The organism is Paralcaligenes ginsengisoli (genome assembly GCF_054781135.1).
This window is the reverse complement of sequence record NZ_BAAGUZ010000009.1, coordinates 112,824-132,346: the sequence shown is the minus strand read 5'-3', so window position 1 is coordinate 132,346 and position 19,523 is coordinate 112,824. Positions and strand designations below refer to the sequence as shown.

Annotated in this window: 22 protein-coding genes and 1 pseudogene; 13 read left to right on the top strand and 10 right to left on the bottom strand. The window is 57.1% G+C overall.

Features of this window, described 5'->3' with window-relative positions; translation table 11 throughout:
* The first annotated feature begins 127 nt into the window (after window positions 1–127).
* The gene (locus ACYVIS_RS06680; RefSeq protein ID WP_460873557.1) at window positions 128–763 is read left to right on the top strand and encodes a glutathione S-transferase family protein; all 636 of its coding nucleotides are present in this window, start codon (window positions 128–130) and stop codon (window positions 761–763) included.
* Window positions 764–802: 39 nt separating this feature from the next.
* Here ACYVIS_RS06680 and ACYVIS_RS06675 read toward each other — a convergent pair whose 3' ends face one another.
* On the bottom strand, window positions 803–1,087 hold the full coding sequence (locus ACYVIS_RS06675; protein ID WP_460873556.1) for a SlyX family protein: 285 nt from the start codon (window positions 1,085–1,087) through the stop codon (window positions 803–805).
* Window positions 1,088–1,141: 54 nt separating this feature from the next.
* Between ACYVIS_RS06675 and ACYVIS_RS06670 the strand changes: the two genes are divergently transcribed.
* The 5 genes from ACYVIS_RS06670 to ACYVIS_RS06650 all read left to right on the top strand — a co-directional run bounded on the left by ACYVIS_RS06670 (window position 1,142) and on the right by ACYVIS_RS06650 (window position 5,433).
* The gene (locus ACYVIS_RS06670; RefSeq protein ID WP_460873555.1) at window positions 1,142–1,795 is read left to right on the top strand and encodes a thiopurine S-methyltransferase; all 654 of its coding nucleotides are present in this window, start codon (window positions 1,142–1,144) and stop codon (window positions 1,793–1,795) included.
* Between the two features lie 19 nt (window positions 1,796–1,814).
* Window positions 1,815–2,675, top strand: a complete 861-nt coding sequence (locus ACYVIS_RS06665; RefSeq protein ID WP_460873554.1) for a class I SAM-dependent methyltransferase — start codon at window positions 1,815–1,817, stop codon at window positions 2,673–2,675.
* Window positions 2,676–2,722: 47 nt separating this feature from the next.
* Window positions 2,723–3,604: an RNA polymerase sigma-70 factor gene (locus ACYVIS_RS06660; protein WP_460873553.1), complete on the top strand. Its 882-nt coding sequence runs from the start codon at window positions 2,723–2,725 to the stop codon at window positions 3,602–3,604.
* A gap of 189 nt (window positions 3,605–3,793) precedes the next feature.
* Window positions 3,794–4,273 (top strand): carboxymuconolactone decarboxylase family protein, encoded by a 480-nt coding sequence (locus ACYVIS_RS06655; RefSeq protein WP_232741042.1) that lies wholly within the window; start codon window positions 3,794–3,796, stop codon window positions 4,271–4,273.
* Between the two features lie 47 nt (window positions 4,274–4,320).
* Window positions 4,321–5,433 carry a LysR family transcriptional regulator gene (locus ACYVIS_RS06650; RefSeq protein WP_460873552.1) on the top strand — a complete coding sequence of 371 codons (1,113 nt, stop codon included), beginning with the start codon at window positions 4,321–4,323 and terminating at the stop codon, window positions 5,431–5,433.
* Window positions 5,434–5,461: 28 nt separating this feature from the next.
* On the opposite strand, the gene ACYVIS_RS06645 is transcribed toward ACYVIS_RS06650, so the two are convergent.
* Window positions 5,462–6,022: a MarR family winged helix-turn-helix transcriptional regulator gene (locus ACYVIS_RS06645; RefSeq protein WP_460873551.1), complete on the bottom strand. Its 561-nt coding sequence runs from the start codon at window positions 6,020–6,022 to the stop codon at window positions 5,462–5,464.
* A 205-nt stretch (window positions 6,023–6,227) separates the two neighbouring features.
* Here ACYVIS_RS06645 and ACYVIS_RS06640 point away from each other — a divergent pair, with 205 nt between their 5' ends.
* The 4 genes from ACYVIS_RS06640 to ACYVIS_RS06625 all read left to right on the top strand — a co-directional run bounded on the left by ACYVIS_RS06640 (window position 6,228) and on the right by ACYVIS_RS06625 (window position 9,666).
* Window positions 6,228–7,073: an amidohydrolase family protein gene (locus tag ACYVIS_RS06640; protein WP_460873550.1), complete on the top strand. Its 846-nt coding sequence runs from the start codon at window positions 6,228–6,230 to the stop codon at window positions 7,071–7,073.
* A 45-nt stretch (window positions 7,074–7,118) separates the two neighbouring features.
* Window positions 7,119–7,931: an alpha/beta fold hydrolase gene (locus ACYVIS_RS06635; RefSeq protein WP_460873549.1), complete on the top strand. Its 813-nt coding sequence runs from the start codon at window positions 7,119–7,121 to the stop codon at window positions 7,929–7,931.
* Window positions 7,932–8,015: 84 nt separating this feature from the next.
* Window positions 8,016–8,999, top strand: a complete 984-nt coding sequence (locus ACYVIS_RS06630) for a Bug family tripartite tricarboxylate transporter substrate binding protein (RefSeq protein ID WP_460873548.1) — start codon at window positions 8,016–8,018, stop codon at window positions 8,997–8,999.
* 151 nt (window positions 9,000–9,150) lie between these two features.
* Window positions 9,151–9,666 (top strand): DUF1697 domain-containing protein, encoded by a 516-nt coding sequence (locus ACYVIS_RS06625; protein WP_460873547.1) that lies wholly within the window; start codon window positions 9,151–9,153, stop codon window positions 9,664–9,666.
* Window positions 9,667–9,792: 126 nt separating this feature from the next.
* Here the strand turns inward: ACYVIS_RS06625 and ACYVIS_RS06620 are convergent.
* A pseudogene (locus tag ACYVIS_RS06620) lies at window positions 9,793–9,918 on the bottom strand (DUF6429 family protein); the annotation flags it as partial.
* An 8-nt stretch (window positions 9,919–9,926) separates the two neighbouring features.
* A complete protein-coding gene (locus ACYVIS_RS06615) occupies window positions 9,927–10,373 on the bottom strand; it encodes an SRPBCC family protein (protein ID WP_232741046.1) in 447 nt (148 codons plus the stop codon).
* Between the two features lie 313 nt (window positions 10,374–10,686).
* Between ACYVIS_RS06615 and ACYVIS_RS06610 the strand changes: the two genes are divergently transcribed.
* Window positions 10,687–11,406, top strand: a complete 720-nt coding sequence (locus ACYVIS_RS06610; RefSeq protein WP_232741047.1) for a nucleoside deaminase — start codon at window positions 10,687–10,689, stop codon at window positions 11,404–11,406.
* 140 nt (window positions 11,407–11,546) lie between these two features.
* Here the strand turns inward: ACYVIS_RS06610 and ACYVIS_RS06605 are convergent, their stop codons facing one another.
* Genes ACYVIS_RS06605 through ACYVIS_RS06585 form a run of 5 tightly spaced genes read right to left on the bottom strand, consistent with a single transcriptional unit; the run spans window position 11,547 to window position 15,568 of the window.
* A complete protein-coding gene (locus ACYVIS_RS06605) occupies window positions 11,547–11,744 on the bottom strand; it encodes a hypothetical protein (protein WP_232741048.1) in 198 nt (65 codons plus the stop codon).
* An 8-nt stretch (window positions 11,745–11,752) separates the two neighbouring features.
* On the bottom strand, window positions 11,753–12,337 hold the full coding sequence (locus ACYVIS_RS06600) for a 3-phenylpropionate/cinnamic acid dioxygenase subunit beta (RefSeq protein ID WP_232741049.1): 585 nt from the start codon (window positions 12,335–12,337) through the stop codon (window positions 11,753–11,755).
* A 19-nt stretch (window positions 12,338–12,356) separates the two neighbouring features.
* Window positions 12,357–13,169 carry an SDR family NAD(P)-dependent oxidoreductase gene (locus ACYVIS_RS06595; RefSeq protein ID WP_232741050.1) on the bottom strand — a complete coding sequence of 271 codons (813 nt, stop codon included), beginning with the start codon at window positions 13,167–13,169 and terminating at the stop codon, window positions 12,357–12,359.
* Entirely contained in the window at window positions 13,166–14,521 is a 1,356-nt protein-coding gene (locus ACYVIS_RS06590) for an aromatic ring-hydroxylating oxygenase subunit alpha (RefSeq protein WP_232741051.1), read from the bottom strand. Before ACYVIS_RS06590 ends, ACYVIS_RS06595 begins: the two co-directional genes overlap by 4 nt.
* 45 nt (window positions 14,522–14,566) lie before the next feature.
* Window positions 14,567–15,568 (bottom strand): 2Fe-2S iron-sulfur cluster-binding protein, encoded by a 1,002-nt coding sequence (locus ACYVIS_RS06585; RefSeq protein ID WP_232741052.1) that lies wholly within the window; start codon window positions 15,566–15,568, stop codon window positions 14,567–14,569.
* A gap of 322 nt (window positions 15,569–15,890) precedes the next feature.
* Here ACYVIS_RS06585 and ACYVIS_RS06580 point away from each other — a divergent pair, with 322 nt between their 5' ends.
* Entirely contained in the window at window positions 15,891–16,667 is a 777-nt protein-coding gene (locus ACYVIS_RS06580; RefSeq protein WP_460873546.1) for an IclR family transcriptional regulator, read from the top strand.
* Between the two features lie 205 nt (window positions 16,668–16,872).
* Window positions 16,873–18,525, top strand: a complete 1,653-nt coding sequence (locus ACYVIS_RS06575; RefSeq protein WP_460873545.1) for an FAD-dependent oxidoreductase — start codon at window positions 16,873–16,875, stop codon at window positions 18,523–18,525.
* 9 nt (window positions 18,526–18,534) lie between these two features.
* Here the strand turns inward: ACYVIS_RS06575 and ACYVIS_RS06570 are convergent, their stop codons facing one another.
* Window positions 18,535–19,506 carry a LysR family transcriptional regulator gene (locus tag ACYVIS_RS06570; RefSeq protein ID WP_460873544.1) on the bottom strand — a complete coding sequence of 324 codons (972 nt, stop codon included), beginning with the start codon at window positions 19,504–19,506 and terminating at the stop codon, window positions 18,535–18,537.
* Between the last annotated feature and the right edge of the window lie 17 nt (window positions 19,507–19,523).

Genomic DNA, 19,523 nt, shown 5'->3' with positions numbered 1-19,523 from the left:
AGCATAAGCGAATTATGGGTAGAATAACTTCAAGCCCAGGCCCTAGGCATCACAGGGCTTGAAACCGAGCAAACAGCAAGTCCGGCCGGCCGTATCTTTCCTTCGCGACTCCACAGGTGCCATCAAGATGAGCTCCCCGCCCCGCGTCACATTCTTTCATTCCCCCCGCACCCGTTCCAGCGGCACGCTGGCGCTGTTCGAGGAGCTGGGCGTACCTTACGATCTGCACACCCTCAACCTGAAAAAAGGCGAGCAGCGCAATCCCGAATACCTGGCCATCAATCCCATGGGCAAGGTGCCGGCCATTCTCCACGACGGGGCGTTGATCACAGAACAACCCGCGGTATTCATGTACCTGGCCGACCTTTATCCGGAAGCGAAGCTCGCACCGCCCATCGGCGACCCTCTGCGCGGGCCCTACCTGCGCTGGATGGTGTTCTACGGCTCCTGCTTCGAACCGGCGCTGGTCGACCGCGCGCAAAAAAACCCGCCGGCAGCGCCTTCGACGTCGCCCTACGGGGACTACGACACCGTGCTGAAAACCTTGACCGAGCAACTGGAATCCGGCCCCTGGCTGCTGGGCAACCGCTACACCGCCGCCGACGTATTGTGGGGCGGAGCCCTGGACTGGACCACCAAGTTCAAGCTCGTACCCGAACTGCCGGTCATTCGCCGCTATATCGATCGTGTGCTTGCGCGCCCCGCCATGATCCGGGCCCGCGAAATGGATACGGCGATGGCCGCCGCGCAAGAACAGGGCTAAGCCTCCCGCCAGGTATGGATCGGCCGCCCCCTTAAACCATCAATAATGCGGCGGCTTCTCATGCACATAAGGATCGGCGCCGCCCGAGCCCTCGCCCAGGCGTCGCACCAGCACCGTGCAAAGCGCCCGCAGCTCGTCCAGGCTTTTTTGCTGTTGATAGACCAGGCTGTTCAATTCCTGCACCAAATCCTCTTGCCGCGTGAGTTTGATTTCAATCTCGACTAAACGCTGTTCGATGGTCACGGTGCGCACCTGCAATGGGAAAGCCGCTATTTTAGTATGAGCGCGCAATCGGGCCCGAAACGCCTGTACCATATAAACCATACGGCTACCGTCGAGTCAACGGTGGCAATGCGCGCAATAGGAGAAGGAGAACACATGAAAACTGATTTCTGGCTACAACGGTGGCGCGAAGGGCAAACGGGCTTTCACCAGAGCCGGGTCATGCCATTGTTGCAAAAATACTGGCCGAGCCTGGCGCTGCCCGCAGGCAGCCGCGTACTCGTGCCGCTTTCGGGAAAATCGCTGGACATCCTCTGGTTGGCCGAACAAGGCCATCGCGTGCTGGCGATCGAGCTTTCGCCGCTGGCCGTCGAGCAGTTCTTCGCGGAAAACAAGCTGCACCCCGACAGCCACGATACGCTCCTGGGGCGCCACTTTATCGCCGGCAATATCGAAGTCATTTGCGGCGATATCTTTTCACTGGACGCGGCCACCCTGGCAGAGTGCGACGGCGTTTACGACCGCGCCGCCCTGATCGCCTTGCCCCCCGCCATGCGCCAGCGCTATGTCCAGCATGTCTACGGGCAGCTTCCCCCCCAATGCCGCGGGTTGCTCATCACACTGGATTACCCCCAGCAGCAGATGGATGGCCCGCCTTTTGCCGTACTCGACGCCGAAGTCCAGAGCCTGTATGCCGGAACATGGCGAATCCAGGCCATCGACCAGCGCGACGTCCTGGACAAAGAGCCCAAATTCGCCGCGCGCGGTCTGACCCATATGCGCACAGTGGTGTATCGGCTGGATAAATAAACAAGCAGGATTGAAAACCATGCACAACAAGCAAGATGCCGCGCCAGACAGCACGGCGGCGCGAGTCGCCTTGTGGCGCGCCCTGCATGTCGAGGCCGACTCCCCACCGCCTGTGCTGGATGACAAAATCGGCCTTGAACTGCTGGCCCCGGACCCGGATTGGCGCCATCGCGGGGACATGGACCCGCAATTCACGCGGCCCTTCCGCGCCTCGATCGTGGCTCGTGCCCGCTTCATTGAAGACCTGGTCGAGGAACAGGCAGGCCGCGGGCTTGGCCAATATGTCATCCTTGGCGCCGGCCTTGACAGCTTCGCACAGCGCCGATCTGAAGTCGCATCCCGCCTCAGGATATTCGAGATTGACCAGCCCGGCCCCCAGGCATGGAAGCGTCGGCGCCTGATCGAGCTCGGCTTCGGCATCCCGGACGGGCTGCACTTCGTGCCCGTCGATTTCGAGGCCGGAGAGGCCTGGCGAGACGGGCTCGTGACTGCCGGCTTCGACGACAGCAAGCCCGCAATCGTGGTCTCCACCGGAGTCAGCATGTATCTCACCAAGGAGGCGAACACGGCCACGCTGCGCCAAGTCGCGGCCTTTGCCCCCGGCTCGACGCTCGCCATGACATTCCTGCTCCCGCTTGACATGGCGGACCCCGAGGTGCGTCCAGGGCTGGAGATGGCGGAGAAAGGAGCGCGGGCAAGCGGAACGCCTTTTCTCAGCTTTTTTACCCCGCCGGAGATCCTGGCGCTGGCCCACGCAGCAGGCTTTAGAGAAGCGCGGCACGTCTCGGCGGCCGATCTTACCCAGCGCTACTTCCTGGGCAGGACAGATGGCCTGCACCCGCCAAACAACGCGGAGGAACTGCTGGTGGCAAGCACTTAGCTGTTCATGCGGTGCTTGCATGATTTAGTACACGAGGAAATCTGTTCATGGACGACAACGCCAATGTTTTTAACCGGCTTCGCCCGCGATTGCAGCAAATTGCGTACCGGATGCTGGGATCGCTTGCCGAAGCCGAAGATATCGTTCAAGATGCCTGGCTGCGCTGGCATGCAGCTGCCCGACAAGACATCAATAACGCGGAAGCGTGGCTTGTTGCAGTCACGACAAGGCTATCCATCGACCGGCTGCGCGCGGCAAAGATTCAGCGCGAACACTATACGGGCATATGGCTACCCGAACCTCAGATGACCGTCTCACCGGCCACGCCCGAAGAGATCAAAGAGCGCGCCGACGATGTGTCCCTGGCTTTTCTGGTGCTGCTCGAACGGCTGACCCCCGAGGCGCGCGCAGCCTTTCTTCTGCATGAAGTCTTTGACGCGGACTACCCGCAAATCGCCGAAGCCATCGGCAAGACGCAAGCGGCGTGCCGTCAATTGGTGAGCCGCGCAAAAGTACAGTTACGCGACGAACGCCCTCGGCCCGCCGTGCCGCGCGAGATTCATCTTGGCCTGCTGCAAACCTTCGTGCAGGCGCTCAAGAGCGGCGACCTGGCCGCAATCAACGCATTGCTTGCCGAAGATGCCGTACTGATGGGCGATGGCGGCGGCCAGGTGATCAGTTTTCCAAAGCCTATGGTGGGAGGCCGGCGTATTGCGCAGCTCTTTTTTGCCGTATCGCTGCGCTATAAGAGTGACCTTCATATTGAATTTGCCATGCTCAATGGCCAATGGGCCTTGTTGCCCTTTGTCCAGGGCAAGCTCGAAGCAGCGCAAATATTCGAATCGGACGGCAAGCGCATCACCCGTATCTACGCTCAACGCAATCCCGACAAGCTGGCGCGCATCGCCGCGGCATACGACAACCGTTAAGCGCCCAGGCACCTCCAGTGCGCATGCTCATCATGACGCCGTTTGGTGCCCGAGGGGCAACACAGTGAGCCCGTCTGAATGTCTACCGCTGCGCGCCCCTCAAGACTAATATGAGTTCCCGCGGCCTGTTGCCGCTATCGACACCTGACAATCACAGGGTGTTTTTTCTCATTGTCGCTTGGAGAAATTATGACGCAACGCATCAACTACATTCAGCAATCGCCGGAGTTGTTCAAGAAGTTCCTTGAATTCAGTAATCTTCTGAAGGACAGCACAATCGATGCATCAATCGGCAATCTTGTTTCGACCCGCGCGTCGCAGATCAATGGCTGCGGGCTTTGCCTGGACATGCACGTCAAGGAGGCGCGCATCCACGGCGAGCGGGAGCTGCGTCTCCACCATCTGGCGATCTGGCGTGAATCCGCGCTGTTTGACCCACGCGAACGCGCTGCGCTCGCGTGGACGGAAGCGCTGACGAAATTGCCTGAACACGGCGTGCCCGACGATATCTACGAACAGGTGCGGGCTCATTTTTCCGAGAAGGAACTATCGGATCTGACCTTCGCGTTGATGGCCATCAACGGATGGAATCGTGTGAATATCGCATTCAAGACCGAACCGGGTTCGGCCGACAAGGCCTACGGCCTGGACAAGGCGAACCTTGCCTGAGCGGCGGGCAATGTCACAAATGGCCGCGCTCATACGTCTAGTCGTGTATGGACACCACGACTCGCACTTTCATACCGCACCCACGCCAACCTGCCGCTAGCCCCGCTGATCCGTTTGCAAGCAGTTTTGCCACCAGTTACGCCGGTGTTGTTGCTTTTTTGGCCGTCGCCAACGAGGGCAGCTTTTCCCGAGCGAGCGATCGCCTGGGCATCGGCCGCTCGGCGGTCAGCCGTAACGTACAAAAGCTCGAGGCGCAGCTCGACGCGCGCCTTTTTCATCGCACGACGCGAAACACATCTCTGACCCGCGAGGGCGAACTATTCTACGAGAACTGCCAGCCCGGCGTGGCGCGCATCGTCCAGGCCCTGGAAGATATGCGCGAACTGCGCAAGGGGCCGCCGCGAGGCCATCTGCGCATCCATTCGACACCCGGCTTCGGGCGCAAGATCGTCGCGCCGCTGCTGCGCGGCTTTCACGCTCAATACCCCGAGATTACATTGGAACTGCTGCTGAACGACCATCCGGCCGACTTCACCGTAGACCGCATAGACGTATCATTTCGCGACGGACTCATGGAAGACAGCGAGATCGTGGCGCGACAACTGATACCGATGCAAACGACGGTATACGCATCGCCCGCGTATGCACAGGCTTATGGCTTGCCGCGCCATATCGACGAACTGGCCGCGCATCGTTGCATCAACTTCCGGGAAACCTCGGGCCGCGTCCGGGAATGGGAGTTCAAGGTCGATGGCCTTGCCCACAAGCGCCGGCCGCCTGCGCAACACACATTCAACGACATTGACCTGATTCTGCAGGCGGTGCTCGATGGGCGGGGCATAGCGCAATTGCCCGCGTATCAGGTTTGCGATCTGCTTCGGAACGGGCAATTGGTATCCTGCCTGGCACAGTACGCCCCAGACGACGGCGGCCACTACCTATGCTATCCCAGCCGCAAGCATCTTCCCGCCAGAATCCGCGCATTCATCGACTATATGACTGAACATACGCGAGCGCTCGACCTGGAATGCAAGCCATCCATGACGGCAATCTCACAGTCTGTCTGCGACTGCCGAAGGAGCTCGGCAGGCCAGGCCGCGGTATCAATCCAGGGCAACTATTCGCGGCCAGCTACGCCGCCTGCCTGCACGGCGCGCTAAGTTTGCCTGCTTTAGGAAAACGCGGCGTTCACTCTTCCGATTCATGCCGCAACGGAGCGCGGCTGCATTCATTGTAAGCCGCTACAATTTTCTGCATCGAACGGATAAAAGCCATTCTTTCAGATGGATGAAGTGGCTCAAGAATACGATCCTGCATTGCATTGAGCCGCGGATCCAGGACATCCAGGGTGCGTTCGCCGGTACGGGTGAGCTCAAAATGCTTGACTCGCCGATGGGCCGATTCGACGGTGGGCGCAAGCAACTCCTTTTTTTCAAGGCTTGAAATAATCCAACCGATCGTGGTGCGGTCCAATCCCGCAATTTCCCCTAAACCCCGCTTGGATCGCCTGGGCTGATGCTTAACGGTGCGCAACACCGCATACTGCAGCGGAGTAACGCCAATATCCTTGGTCTCGGACGTGTAGAGCGCCATCAGAATCTGGTAGCAACGACGGATCAGGTGTCCGGGCCGATTGGCCAACTCCGTGATCCAGTCTTCTGTCTGATTTAGAGGTTGGTCCATTTCCTTTCCTGTACTGGCACCGCCATTGAGGCATTTTGATGCAGCGGCAATGCCATGGTCTTCCAAAGACAGGATGATACCTGCTGGGGTACCTGTTTACCAATCATCATCTCCGGGCGCGGCGCCTCTGCATACGTATTGACAGTTGTCGAATCGGGGCCTATAGTTCGCCAAATGTCAGCTAGCTGACATAAAAAGATTATCCTACCGTTTCCAATCCGATCACGGGCCGATTTTTATCTCACAAATCCGGTTATTGAGGAAGAAAACCATGCGAGTCATCGATTTTCGTTTGCGCCCCCCCTTCGGCGGCTTTCTAGACATGGTCATGTATGCGGATATCGACAGAAGCGCCGCCATGGCTCGGAAACTTGGGCTGCAACTGGCACCGTCGGCGCTCGCCAAGTCCATGGAAAAGCTACTGAGCGAAATGGACGAAGCGCGGATTGAAAAGGCCGTGGTGCCGGGACGCATGTCCACCGTTCTGGGAACAGTAAAAAACGAAGACGTAGCCGATGTCGTTGGCCGCTATCCAGACCGCTTCCTAGGCTTTACATCCATCGATCCGACCGTCTGGAAACAGGCAATCGGCGTGATCGAATCCATGCTGAAAAAAGGCATGAAAGGTGTAGTCATCGAGCCGGGCCTACTGCCCAACCCCATGCATATAGACGACGCGCGCATCTACCCCGTCTACGCTTTTTGCGAGGAAAGAAAACTTCCGGTCCTTCTCATGGCAGGCGGCAATGCCGGCCCGGACTGCACCTATACCGCGCCTGAACATATAGACCGCGTAGCACGCGATTTCCCAACATTAAGGCTCATCTCCGGGCATGGCAACTGGCCGTGGGCCGCACAGATCATTCATGTCTGCTATCGCCGGCCCAACATCTACCTTTCCCCGGACATGTACCTGTACAACGGGATGCCCGGAGCGCGAGAATACATTGAAGCGGCCAATGGATTCATGAGCGACCGGTTCTTGTTCGGAACGGCTTACCCGGTAATGCCCCTGCAAGGCTCCATCGACAGTTTCCTTGCCCTGGGCGTGAAGGAATCAGTGATAGACCGCGTAATGTATGCCAATGCAGCGGAACTGCTAGACATTACCGTTTGATATTTCAAGGATACAACAGCCTCTGCCTCTATCGGGAAAACCAAAATGCCATATGCCAACACCACCACGGGCCAACTGCACTACAACGTAGTGAACATCACCGCACCCTGGCATCCCAGGCGGGAAACCATCATCTTCCATCATGGCATCGGCGCCGCCGCGGGAATCTGGAAAAAATGGCTGCCATGGCTCGCCGACAAATATGAAATCGTCGTATTCGACATGCGGGGCTATGGAAATTCCCACATACCTCCTGCGGATTTTCATTGGTCGCTCGAACGTTTTGAACGCGACGTTTTTGCGATAGCTGACGCAGTCGAGGCCGAGCGCTTCCATCTCGTGGGCGAGTCTATCGGCGGTACCATCGCCCTTAAATGCGCACTCTCGGAGCCTGCCAGGATCAAATCGATCACCGTAAGCAATGGCGCGCACATCGGCGCCACCATTCAGCGCACCGACGAATGGAGGGAGCGGATCGACCAGCACGGCATCGAGGCCTGGTCGAACCAATTCATGCTCGATCGATTCTTCGAGGGAGCACTCGCTGCCGACGAACGGTCATGGTTTGCGCAAAGCCAGCAAGCGTGGCCTCGCGATTCCATCCTCGGTGCGCTGTCCGTGCTGGTGGGTACCGACCTCACGCCGGAACTATGTGCAATCCAGTGCCCCGCCCTGCTTATGCACGGCGACTCGAGCCCGTTCATTCCCGCCTACGTGATGACCGAGCTGCACAAATTGCTGCCTGATTCATCACTCCAGATTTTCGCGCATGCGCGCCACGGCTTGCCTTTCTCGCATGCCGCCGAATGCGCCAAAACGCTACGGGGTTTCCTGGAGCGCATACATAAGCAAAACTGACTGGAAAAGGCCTGAGGGGACACATACCCAGCCAATGGCTCAGAATAGTAATGCCCCGTTTTTTTCAATGATGCGAGGTGAGACATGAAAACGATAGCCGCAACCAAGACAATGCTGGCAGTAGCGATGGCTCTAGCGCTACTGTTTTGCTCCATGGCACATGCTCAAACATGGCCGGCAAAACCGGTCCGTATAATTGTTCCATTTCCTCCCGGAAACGGCGCGGACATCATTGGCCGGCTGCTTGCGGAACGCCTGACCACGGCATTGGGGCAAACATTCTATGTAGAGAATCGGCCCGGAGCCGGCAGCATGGTCGGTACAGCATATGCCGCCAAGGCCCCCGCCGACGGATACACACTTCTGATCGGCGGTTCGAGCGCCATGCTTATCAACCCGCAGCTTTTCGCCCACCCCAGATACGACACATTGAAGGACTTTGCCCCGATAACGAACATTGCCTCCCTGCCGATGATCATTGCGGTGAACCCGTCATTTCCCGCCCACACCGTCCCAGAACTGATCAGCTATGCCAAGCAACATCCGAAAATGGTTACATATGGATCCTCGGGGATAGGCAGCAGCAACCATCTATTGCAGGCATTGTTTGCGGCTGTGGCCGGCATACAGATTACCCACATTCCCTACAAAGGTTCGGCGGCGAGCATGACGGATTTGATCGGCGGCAACATCACAATGATTACCGACACGCTGCCGGCCGTGCTGCCTTTTGTAAAAACCGGGCAAGTCAGGCCCCTAGGCATCTTATCCGCCCATCGCTCGCCCTTTGCGCCGGACCTGCCCACACTCGACGAGCAGGGAGTGCATGGCGTCGATATCACAGCGTGGTCAGGCCTATTTGCACCCAGGGGGACTCCAACACCTATCCTGGACAAACTGAATGCCGAAACGATAAAGGCGCTCAAGAAAACTGAGGTACAGCAACAATTCAATAAGCTTTCCATGACAATGATCGGCGACAGCCGTGCCGATTTCGAGCGCTTTATCAAGGAAGAACTGACTCGTTGGGGGCAGGCAGTCAAGACCTCCGGCGTAAAATTGGACTGAAAAAGCTTATGGTCGAACACGGGGCAGGCATCGATTTCCATACAGTTAAACTGTCGGAATTGAAGCCGGCTTCGCGTCTAGTAAAAAGATGCTAAGTTCCGGAACACAAGCAGAACCTCCCTGTGTCGCACACCATCTAAACAAACACGCCATGCCTCGATACGTTGCTTTTCTTCGTGGGGTAAGCCCCTTGAATGCCAAGATGCCCGAGCTGCAACAGTGCTTTGAGGATGCCGGATTTACCAACGTAAGAACCGTTCTATCCAGTGGCAACGTGGTTTTCGATGCGCGCTCCAGCCTGGGGACGTCGCTTGAACGAAGAGCGGAATCCGCAATGCAGGATTCGATGGGCCGGACTTTCCATACGTTCGTGCGATCAGTAGAGTCACTACGCGGCTTGCTGGGATCCGACCCCTATGCGGCTTTCACAGTTCCTCCAAACGCAAAGCGCGTCGTTAGCTTCCTGCGCAAGCCCAACACTGGCAAGCTCGCGCTTCCGATTGAGCTCGATGGGGCTCAAATCCTGTGTATGCTCGACCGCGAAATATTCACCGCCTATGAGCCCGGCGAAAAAGGCCCGGTGTTCATGAGGCTGATCGAAAAAACATTCGGAACCGAGGTGACTACGCGAACCTGGGATACGGTCAGAAAATGCGCCGCCGCATGAACCATGCCTGAACCGTCACCGGTGCAGTGCCGCTGCGAGAAGCGGATACGCATCTCAGGGGGCCCGTCATTGACCAACGGGATATCACCAAAGTTTCCGAGGCCAGCCTGCCTGATATTTATTTAACTATCTGTTCTTGCTATCGGAATTCGCGAAAAATTGCTTGAAGAGACGCTCCGATTCGCGCAACCCTTCCTCAGTCAGCACCATGGATTTCGCCTTATTGACCGGATCGGCAAGGAAACCTCGCTCAGATGCGATCAGTCAGGAATCTCGGGTTCTACCAACCTTGCCAGTTGAACAAGCGACTCCTGCCAGCCCAGATAGCACATCTCGACAGGAATGACTTCGGGTATGCCCTCCTGCTCGATGGTGATCTCGGTACCGCAGGACACCTGCCGCAACGAAACGGTGACGGTCATCTGGCCAGGCAGGTTCGGATTGTCGAACCGGTCCGAATAGCGGATCTTCTCGAACGGCACGAGTTCGAGGTACTCGCCACCGAACGAGTCGCTATTGCCTGTGCTGAAGTTGCGGAAAGACATCTTGTGTGTACCACCCACTTGGACATCCATGTGGTGGACCTGGCAAGTGAACCCATAAGGCGGAAGCCATTTCGCTACCGCATCGGGTTCGAGGAAAGCGCGATAGACGCGCTCGGGGGGCGCGCGCAAGACGCGGTGGAAATGAACGGTTCCGGTAGTCATGGTGTGCAAGCCCTCCAGTAGAAAAGTGGGGCGTTCTCCTACGACCCGCAGCCGCCGCCCTCCAACGGATGCAGGCATAGCCAAGGCGGCCGCGCGACCAGGTAGCGCGGCCTTGGCCTCGCCACCCTTCGTCTTTTTTACCACGCCATTCCAACCGTGAAAACAGGGGCCGCCCCCGAAAGGCCATTGCCATAAGAACAAATCATCGGACGCGGCCATCCCTTACAAGGGTAAACACCGTTTGTTGGTCAATGAGTCTCCATTAACATACTTTGTCGTATTTTGCGACAACTAATTTCAATAAAGGTAGCGTATGTTCCCAACAGACTGCAATTGCCCTCAGCACGTTGATCGGCGCAAATTCCTTACGCGCACTTTGGCCGGCACGCTGGCCGCCGCGGCGGTTGTGTCAAGCGACCCGGTCGGCGCGGCGCAATCCAAGTCATCGGCCAAGGTCATCACAGACCCAGGCAAGCGCAAGTTTATGGAAGAGGCCACGCGCCTGGCGATCGAATCTGTCGAAAAGGGTTGGGGCGGCCCATTTGGAGCGGTCATTGTGAAAGATGGGGAAATCATCGGACGGGGCCAGAATCGTGTCCTGCTGACCGGCATTCCTGTATTTCACGCCGAAATCACGGCCATCATGGATGCGTCGGCAAGGCTTAACCCCAAAGCGTTGCTTGGCAGCGAATACGGCGCGGGTACCATTCTTGAAATGATCCCGCGCGAAGCCGGGTCGCCCGACCCCGTGCCCGAGCGTGCACGCATGCTTAAAGGGTGCGAGATCTACATCAACGGCGCACCCTGCCCGATGTGCATGAGCGCCATCTATTGGGCCCGCATCGACCATGTCTATTTTGCGGCCAGCTTGAAAGATACCAGCAAGATAGGGTTTGACGACGCCTTCCAGTACGAAGACTTCGCCAAGCCATGGGAAGAAAGGCGCATCGCCGTCACTCCAAACTTTGAACGGGACGTTGGACTGAAAGCCTACGAGGCATGGACGGCCAAGAAAGACCGCCATCCTTATTAAGAACTGATATACGTAAAACCCCCTAGGCAAACCTAAATATGGATTGATGGAGTGGCCTAGGTGCCAACGACTGCTCTCGACCTGGCTCCGTTAGATGGACACACGGCACAGTCACTTAGATAACGCTCGTCCATGCGGAGTCACTCCTTTTCGGCGAGGCCGGCGATTTCTTCGCAATGGATCAACTCACCGTCGTCCCCGGGATCCATCTCTCCATTTTCTGAGGCAAACCGAAGCTGCACCCAGATGCCATCGCCGAAGTTCTCGATAATCTCCCCAAGCCTGCCATCGCGAAGCTGGAGTTTTTGCCCTACTTTCAATTGCATAAGGTTCAACATGGAGGTTCCTAGAAAAACATCGTCAGATTCTTGGCCAGCAGCACGTTCTGCGGCAAATGGATCTCCCGGCGCGTCAATTTCCAGGCTCCATCGACGCGCCGCAGGCGGTCATAGCGCTGACCCGCAAAGAAATACTGCTCGTACTCGCACCGGTTCTGATAGGTAAGGAATCGACTGCGGACGCTGACCTCGTCCTCGCCATTGGCATTCTTGCCTATAGCCGTGAGCTGAACATTGCTCACCAGGCGGCACAATCTGGACAGAGGTTCTTCCGCCCAGTGAACGCCGGTCATGATCTGTTCGGCACGCTTGGTCAAGGTCCATTTGCCTTCATTGAACCAACTCATGTCTTTTTCTTCCCTTGTACGCTCGCTGCTATCGTGCGTACCGGATTTCACGTTGAAAGTCATCGGCATGAAGTAGACAAGATCTTCGGCCAGCGTATCCAGCCACTCTGAAAAGCGACGGGTATCCAGCAGCTCGCACTCGTCGTAAAGATGTTCTTCGATCTCTCGCTTCAATTCGTAGTAGCGTGCGTCCCGCGTAATAGGCGGGACCTCTTGGGCTTTTTCTTGCAGATCGGTGTCAGTCATAGCAATATCCTTGGATTAATCAGATTCGGACAGGGACAGGACCGCCTTGGTGGGCAAAGCATCCGACGTCAATAACCGTTCCGGAGATCGCCTCGGCCTCACTCGAAAGCAAGAAAGCCACGGCATTGGCCAGGTCATCGCCAGTTGCCGGGCGCCCCGCCGACGTACCGACGGCGGGCCGGCTCTTAAAGACGGATTCATCGCCGCCGAATCGGCCGACACTCATCCCGGAGATAATGCCGCCGCCACCCGGTATCGCCACATTGACGCGTATGCGCTCATGAAAATGGTCATATGCCATGGCCGACGAAAGCGCCAATACCGCCCCTTTGCTGGCCGCATAGATGGCCATGTTCGGCTTGCCATGGCCGGCGCCTGACCCAATATTCACAATCGACCCTCCTCCTTGCCGAGCCATGTGGGGGATCACTGCCCGACTGGCCATATAGACGCCCTTCACATTCACCGCCAATATTTGATCCACCATGCCCGGCTCAGTCGTGAGCACAGTGCCGAGCGGCCCGATGGCGGCGTTGTTGACCAAGCCATCGATGCGGCCGAACTTGTCGAGCGCATGGGCTATGACACGCGCCACGTCCTGCTCGTCGGCAACGTTTGCCTCCAACAGCTCTATCCGGCCGCCCAGCGAAGCCGAGGCGATGGCCTTGTAAAGCCCGTCGAAGCCCTGCGCCGTACTGGAAACCTGAGGGGACTCCAGCCCGAAAGCGACCACGCGGTGCCCACGCCGGGCCAAGGCCAAAGTAATGGCTTGGCCCAGGCCGAAGGTGCCCCCCGTAACGATGGAGACAGGACCGTTAATGGGCGCGCTCATTCGGCAAAACTCGCAGGGCCTTTGTCGTTCTTGCCCAAGAGGGTGTTCCAATCGGCGCCCGACATGTAGTCACGCCAACGGCGGTAGTATTGGCGCGGATTCTCTTCGCTGACCTGAAGGCTGACATTGCCCGGGACTGGCCCATCCGCCGTGACTTTGCCCAATGACTGCTGGTAGTTATAGGGATACCGCTTGGCAATGACACCGCGGCTGCCGGCCGTGGCGTAGTTCCAGTTCTCCATGTCGTCCTGCTCGGTCATGCCCGCCGGACCCGAATACCGCATGTAGTAACTGCGCAGGAAGTCCTTTACCTCTTGAGGCGCGTCCGCATCGACCAGGAAAAAACGCCATGCTTCCGTCGCTTCCGGCCCATGCGGATGCCAGATGCACAAGTTGCGCGGCTGCTTGCCATGAAACGAGACATTGGGATAGATGGTGCCGACAAACGGAACCAGCCGATTGCGCTCGGCCCCAAGCCGGCGTCTGCGCTCTTCATGGCAATATCGGAAATACTCCGCCACTACGGGATTGTTCTGGAACGTGTCCACGAACGGCATGTCCTCGGGAAGAATGGCGCTATGCACACCATGGCCGGCGGGAAAATTGACCCAGAGATGCTTGGCATATTCAAGCTCGTTGTCGCGGCGCCCTTTCACACCCAATTCGGCGCTCGGGCCGATACCAATCAAATCCACCGACCGATGGCTGACGTTGTGATAGGTATCGCCCAGGAAGTTCTCGGCCGCGAACTTCCAGTTGCAGGGAATAATCCACTTGTGCACCCCCACCAGCACCTCGGAACCGCCTTCCCTGCCATCACGGCAATCGAGTGCCAGATCGAGATGGGTTTTAGCCTCGCCCAAATACGTCAGAAAATCCGGAGCGTCCTTATCCCAGCTTGCCCAAACGGTTCCCTTGTAGGTGGCGATATTCGGCACCTCGATCAGCGACCAGTCGTCTTTATTCAGGCACCCTTCGTAAATGGCCTTGTATTGAGGCACGCCGAAGAGCTTGCCTTCGGTGGTGTAGCTCCAGCTATGGTAGGGGCACGTGAACAACTGGGTATTGCCATGGTCGTACTGGCAAACCTTCATCCCGCGATGACGACAGGAATTGAGGAATACATGGACCTTCTTCCTTTTGTCACGCGCCAGGATGACTGACTCCGCTCCCATCCTGGAAGTGAAGAAATCGCCGGGATTCGGAATTTGGCTTTCATGGCCCACGAACAGCCATGCACGGGTGAAAATCTTTTCCAGCTCCTCTTCAAAGATTTCTTTGCTGGAGAAGATTTCCCGGCTGATCATCCCTTTTTTGAGGTCGACCATACGGCTATAAACAGATGTATTCATGACAGGAACCTACGTTATGGATATGGGCAAAGAATGCGCGGAATCTTAAGTAAAGCGTTCGCAAAGCATGTCCCGGCGGGCCAGGCCAACCGCTTCGACGGCGTTGCGGCCGGCCTCGACCATTGCGGGAGGGCCGCAAAGATAGACACGGGTAGACGGATCCAAGCCAAGATCGGTAATAAGATCCGTGGCATATCCGGTATGGCAGGTGTCAACCGGATTGGATTCCGCGGCATAGTTCACCTGCAGCGCCGGCCACTTGTCGCGCAATTTCCCCAACTGATCGAGCGCGAACAAGTGCGTACCGCTGCGCACGCCAACCAACAGGGTTGTGGAAATTTCCTTTTCAGATGGGTCCTGGGCAATCGACTCCAACATGGAAAGGAACGGCGCCAGACCGGTTCCCCCTGCTATAAAGAGGCGTGGCCTGGCTTCTTTGCGCAGGAAGAAGCTGCCGTGCGGCTCGGACAGCTCGAGCACAGATCCGATATGCGCCGACTGGGTCAGCCACGACGAAAAGCTGCCGCCCTCCACAATCCGGATATAAAACTGCAGCCGACGCGACCCGGAGGTGCATGCCATCGAATAGGAGCGCCAGTCCTCCGCGCCTTCAGGCCGCATCCGCATATATTGCCCAGGCTGGAAATCCACCTCGTTCTCGACTTCCACCTCCAGCAGCATCGTTTCGGTAGCGACTTGCCTCAACTCCACGATGCGGCCGGAGATCGGCGGCGGTTCCTCGGCCGTGGCCTCGGCAAGCTCATACGGCAATTCAATAACGCAGGGCTCGGCTATCCTCGAAATACAACACAAAATCGCGCCGTCCTGGCGATCGCTATCCGGCAACACCGCCCTGTCGTATTCCCCGAGTTCAATGGAGCCCGATACGACATTGGCCGCACAAGTGCCGCATTGTCCATTGCTGCAATCGGTCAACAAACCGAGGCCGGCGTTCGACGCCGCCTGTACGACGCTTTCTCCGCATTGACCTTCTATGCGGCGCGACGCGCCATCGGAAAAAAGAAGAGTTATCGGGACCTTGCTCATAAAGCCTTCCGGAACAAATTACGCTAAATATTTGAGTCCATACAATGGACTCAAATATCATTGTACGGATAACACCATAAAAGTCAAATTTTTTCTGGCGTGTCAGGGAGTTTTGTTTGACTGTTTTCAGTCCGGTGGACACCGGTCCCGGCAAGAATTGCCGGAGCGCATGCCAAGACGACGATTGATAGGCGAGCGCCGGCGGCGAGAGGCTTGCCGCTCTCTGACTATAATGTTTGAGAAGAGCGCTGCAACAAATAATGATGGGCGTACCCGCACGATCGGCCTACGGGCGCGATCGCCACACTCAATAAAGAGAAATATGGCAAAACCCGAGAAATTGGCTGATGGTGTTCGAGCGGTAGATCGAGCTCTCGAAATTCTTATGGCATTTACCGCGGCTGACTACGAACTAAGCGTCGCCGAACTTCTCAAGCGAGTCGACCTTAGCAGGCCGACCCTGTACCGCTTGCTTTATACGCTCGAGCAAAACAGATTTCTGACATCGGCCGGGGATCCTCAGAAATTTCGGCTTGGCCCTTCGGTTGCCCATCTTAGCCATGTATGGACTTCCAGTCTTGATATCAGCGCGCTTGCCCAACCGATAATGCGAAACATTTGGGAACTGACCGGCGAAACTGTGGCTCTGTTCGTTCCTCAAGGCGCATACAGAATGTGTATTGCCGAACTGCCAAGCCTGCATCCACTAAGTTTTAAAAGAGGCGTAGGCTACAAAGAAAAAATCGTCCGCGGCGCGAGCGGCCGCGCCATCCTCGCCTATCTGTCCCCATCCCAGGAACTGCTGCGGGAATACATTTCCGACCTGCCCGTTACATTAAAAACTTACACGCAGGAACTGGAAGCCACACGCAAACGCGGCTATGCCATCAGCCAAGATGAACTCATCGAAGGCGCGGTCGCCGTCGCGACCCCTTTTTTTAGCAGCGAGAACCAAATCGCAGGATCACTCGGCGTTTTCGGCCCCAGCGTGCGACTGCAATCTGAAAAGATCGCCAACATCGCAGCACTGCTCCAGGCCGCCGGACGCGAACTGTCGGAGGCTTTGGGCTGCCTCGAAAAGCCGGCCCGTTCAAAATAGGTACGGGACCACCCTTACCTAATTTTTGACTCGAATATTGACGCATTCAAGTATTTCCGAAATTCAGTCGACAACCTCCAGGCCAACACCATACTTAAGAAAAAACGATAGGTCGATAAATTAATTCCGATTTATTTATCGATCGTACCGTGCTGCAATAGCACCCATAGTATGGTTGCGGCCATAGGACTCGTTGGGAGAAAAAATGACTGAAAGCATTGAAACAAGCGTGTTGATTGCGGGGGCAGGCCCCGTTGGGCTGGTCTTGGCGATGGAATTGGCGGCACAAGGGGTGTCGGCCCTGGTCATAGAACCGCGTGAGCGCCTCGAGCCCCCCAATGTTAAATGCAATCATGTCTCGGCTCGATCCATGGAAATCTTTCGCCGCTTGGGGCTGGCGGCGATAGTGCGTGAAGCAGGATTGCCTGAAAACTATCCTCACGATATTGCCTATCGCACAAGCACAACAGGCCAAGAGCTCACCCGTATTCCAATCCCCTGCCGACGCGACCGCTACACGACAACACAAGGGCCCGACACGGGCTGGCCAACCGCCGAGCCTCCCCATCGAATCAATCAAATATACCTGGAACCCATTCTATTCAGGCATGCGGAGGCTCAACCTGAAATCCGAATCCTGAATCGCAAAGCGCTAAGCGACTTCACGCAGGATGCCTATGGCGTACATGCAGTGGCTACCGATATAGACGGCGGCTCGACGCTGCAGATAGATTGCGATTATTTGATCGGTTGCGACGGAGGAAAATCAATCGTCCGAAAAAAAATCGGCGCCAAGCTCAATGGCGATGCCATCGTGCAGCGCGTACAGTCGAGCTATATTCGTGCACCACATCTGTTGAAGCTACTCCGGCATCCGCCAGCCTGGGCTACATTTTCATTGAATCCAAGGCGAAGCGGAAACGTATATGCCATTGACGGCCGCGAGCTATGGCTGATTCACAACTACCTGCGCGACGCTGAGCCGGACTTCGAATCAGTAGACAGAGACCAAAGCATTAGAGCGATCCTGGGGGTCGATGCTGATTTCGACTACGAAATAATCAGTAAAGAGGACTGGTATGGCCGCCGGCTGGTGGCCGACTATTTCCGGGACCGCCGCGTATTCATTTGCGGCGACGCCGCTCATCTATGGGTGCCCTATGCGGGATACGGCATGAATGCCGGCATCGCAGACGCCTCCAACCTGGCCTGGTTATTGGCCGCCCGGCTGCAAGGATGGGGATCCCCCGGCATCCTCGATGCCTACGAGGCGGAACGCCTGCCGATCACCGAGCAAGTATCGTACTTTGCCATGAATCATGCGCATGCCATGGCCCAACAGCGAAAAGGCGTGTCGCCGGATATCGAAAAGCCAGGCATCGAAGGCGACAAGTTGCGAGCCCGACTGGGGCAACAGGCTTATGAATTGAATGTCCAGCAATACTGTTGCGCCGGATTGAATTTCGGCTACTTCTATGACGGATCGCCATTGATTGCCTATGACGATGAAACTGCGCCAGCCTATTCCATGGGCGGTTTTACCGCCTCGACAGTCCCTGGATGCCGAGCGCCCTACTTCGAACTGGGCAAGGGCATACCACTGTATGACAAGCTGGGAAATGGCTATACGCTGCTGCGATTCGACCCTTTGTGCGAGGTGGCGCCACTGGTTCAGGCCGCGCAACTTCACCACATGCCCCTGACACTGCTCGATGCGGAAAAAAATGATTCCATCCCCGCCGCCTATCACCATAAAATGCTGCTGCTGCGGCCCGATCAACACATTGCCTGGCGCGGCGATGCTTTGCCTGCGGACATATCAAATCTGATGGATGTGCTTCGCGGCGCGGCTGCATAGCAAAGCCGGTCAATCCGGCATGCGCAACACCTCGGTAAACATCTCAACCAGCGCTATCGCTGCGGGCGATAGCGTATGTTCTTGCCTGGAAATCAAATACAGATTCCGCTCCACCTCCGGCTCATGCAGCACTCGAGTGAGCAAATCCGGATATTGCGAGGCGGCAACCAGGTACCCTGGCAACACCGACACCCCTATGCCCTGAGCCGTCAGCGCCAAAGCCGTTGATAAGTAGGAAACTTCCCAGGCCGGCTCAAAGTTGATTCCGGCTTTCACCATGGCATTATCAATAAGCGACCGGATGCCGTTGGAAGGCCGCACCGTGATAACCGGGACTTGATCCAGATCGCGCCATGTCAATCGTGTGCGCAATGCCAACGGCGTGCCGCCAAGAACGATCGCGGCCAGGCGATCACGCAGCAAAGGCGTCAGTTTGATTGCGCGGGTGTCCGCATCGGGAGTGCCAATGCCGAATTCAACGCGCTGGTCCAATACCGGCGGGATCAGTTGATCGGGCCCCACATCGTGCATGATCAACTGAATGCCGGGATAGCGGTTTTGAAAGCGCCTGATGACAAGGGGAGCAATTGTGGCGGCAATGGAGGTAGCCACCGAGAAGCGAACTGAGCCATGATGCCGGCCGGCCAAACCTCGCGCATTGTCGACCAAGGACTCCATGCCACTCAGAACGCGCTGTGTCATGTCGAAAACTTCGCGGGCCGGCGTCGTTGGGCGCAACGTGCGCCCCGTACGGTCGAACAGCCGAACGCCCAGAGTTTCTTCCATCTGTTGCAAGGCCACGCTCGCCGCGGACTGCGTCAGACACATCGCCTGGGCGGCCTGGGTCAGGCTGCCCAGGCGATACACATACGAAAATATCTGTAACTGGCGCAAAGTGGGCATCGCCAGGTGCCGCGAAAGGCTTTGATCAGGCACCTGCAATTCAATCGACAGGCCTCCGCTGCCTGATCGTTTATTCATAGCCGTGGCTGTCTGCT

Coding starts and splice junctions, on each gene's coding strand:
- ACYVIS_RS06680 (WP_460873557.1), top strand. CDS start 128: ATGAGCTCCCCGCCCCGCGTCACATTCTTTCATTCCCCCCGCACCCGT.
- ACYVIS_RS06675 (WP_460873556.1), bottom strand. CDS start 1,087: ATGGTTTATATGGTACAGGCGTTTCGGGCCCGATTGCGCGCTCATACT.
- ACYVIS_RS06670 (WP_460873555.1), top strand. CDS start 1,142: ATGAAAACTGATTTCTGGCTACAACGGTGGCGCGAAGGGCAAACGGGC.
- ACYVIS_RS06665 (WP_460873554.1), top strand. CDS start 1,815: ATGCACAACAAGCAAGATGCCGCGCCAGACAGCACGGCGGCGCGAGTC.
- ACYVIS_RS06660 (WP_460873553.1), top strand. CDS start 2,723: ATGGACGACAACGCCAATGTTTTTAACCGGCTTCGCCCGCGATTGCAG.
- ACYVIS_RS06655 (WP_232741042.1), top strand. CDS start 3,794: ATGACGCAACGCATCAACTACATTCAGCAATCGCCGGAGTTGTTCAAG.
- ACYVIS_RS06650 (WP_460873552.1), top strand. CDS start 4,321: ATGGACACCACGACTCGCACTTTCATACCGCACCCACGCCAACCTGCC.
- ACYVIS_RS06640 (WP_460873550.1), top strand. CDS start 6,228: ATGCGAGTCATCGATTTTCGTTTGCGCCCCCCCTTCGGCGGCTTTCTA.
- ACYVIS_RS06635 (WP_460873549.1), top strand. CDS start 7,119: ATGCCATATGCCAACACCACCACGGGCCAACTGCACTACAACGTAGTG.
- ACYVIS_RS06630 (WP_460873548.1), top strand. CDS start 8,016: ATGAAAACGATAGCCGCAACCAAGACAATGCTGGCAGTAGCGATGGCT.
- ACYVIS_RS06625 (WP_460873547.1), top strand. CDS start 9,151: ATGCCTCGATACGTTGCTTTTCTTCGTGGGGTAAGCCCCTTGAATGCC.
- ACYVIS_RS06615 (WP_232741046.1), bottom strand. CDS start 10,373: ATGACTACCGGAACCGTTCATTTCCACCGCGTCTTGCGCGCGCCCCCC.
- ACYVIS_RS06610 (WP_232741047.1), top strand. CDS start 10,687: ATGTTCCCAACAGACTGCAATTGCCCTCAGCACGTTGATCGGCGCAAA.
- ACYVIS_RS06605 (WP_232741048.1), bottom strand. CDS start 11,744: ATGTTGAACCTTATGCAATTGAAAGTAGGGCAAAAACTCCAGCTTCGC.
- ACYVIS_RS06600 (WP_232741049.1), bottom strand. CDS start 12,337: ATGACTGACACCGATCTGCAAGAAAAAGCCCAAGAGGTCCCGCCTATT.
- ACYVIS_RS06595 (WP_232741050.1), bottom strand. CDS start 13,169: ATGAGCGCGCCCATTAACGGTCCTGTCTCCATCGTTACGGGGGGCACC.
- ACYVIS_RS06590 (WP_232741051.1), bottom strand. CDS start 14,521: ATGAATACATCTGTTTATAGCCGTATGGTCGACCTCAAAAAAGGGATG.
- ACYVIS_RS06585 (WP_232741052.1), bottom strand. CDS start 15,568: ATGAGCAAGGTCCCGATAACTCTTCTTTTTTCCGATGGCGCGTCGCGC.
- ACYVIS_RS06580 (WP_460873546.1), top strand. CDS start 15,891: ATGGCAAAACCCGAGAAATTGGCTGATGGTGTTCGAGCGGTAGATCGA.
- ACYVIS_RS06575 (WP_460873545.1), top strand. CDS start 16,873: ATGACTGAAAGCATTGAAACAAGCGTGTTGATTGCGGGGGCAGGCCCC.
- ACYVIS_RS06570 (WP_460873544.1), bottom strand. CDS start 19,506: ATGAATAAACGATCAGGCAGCGGAGGCCTGTCGATTGAATTGCAGGTG.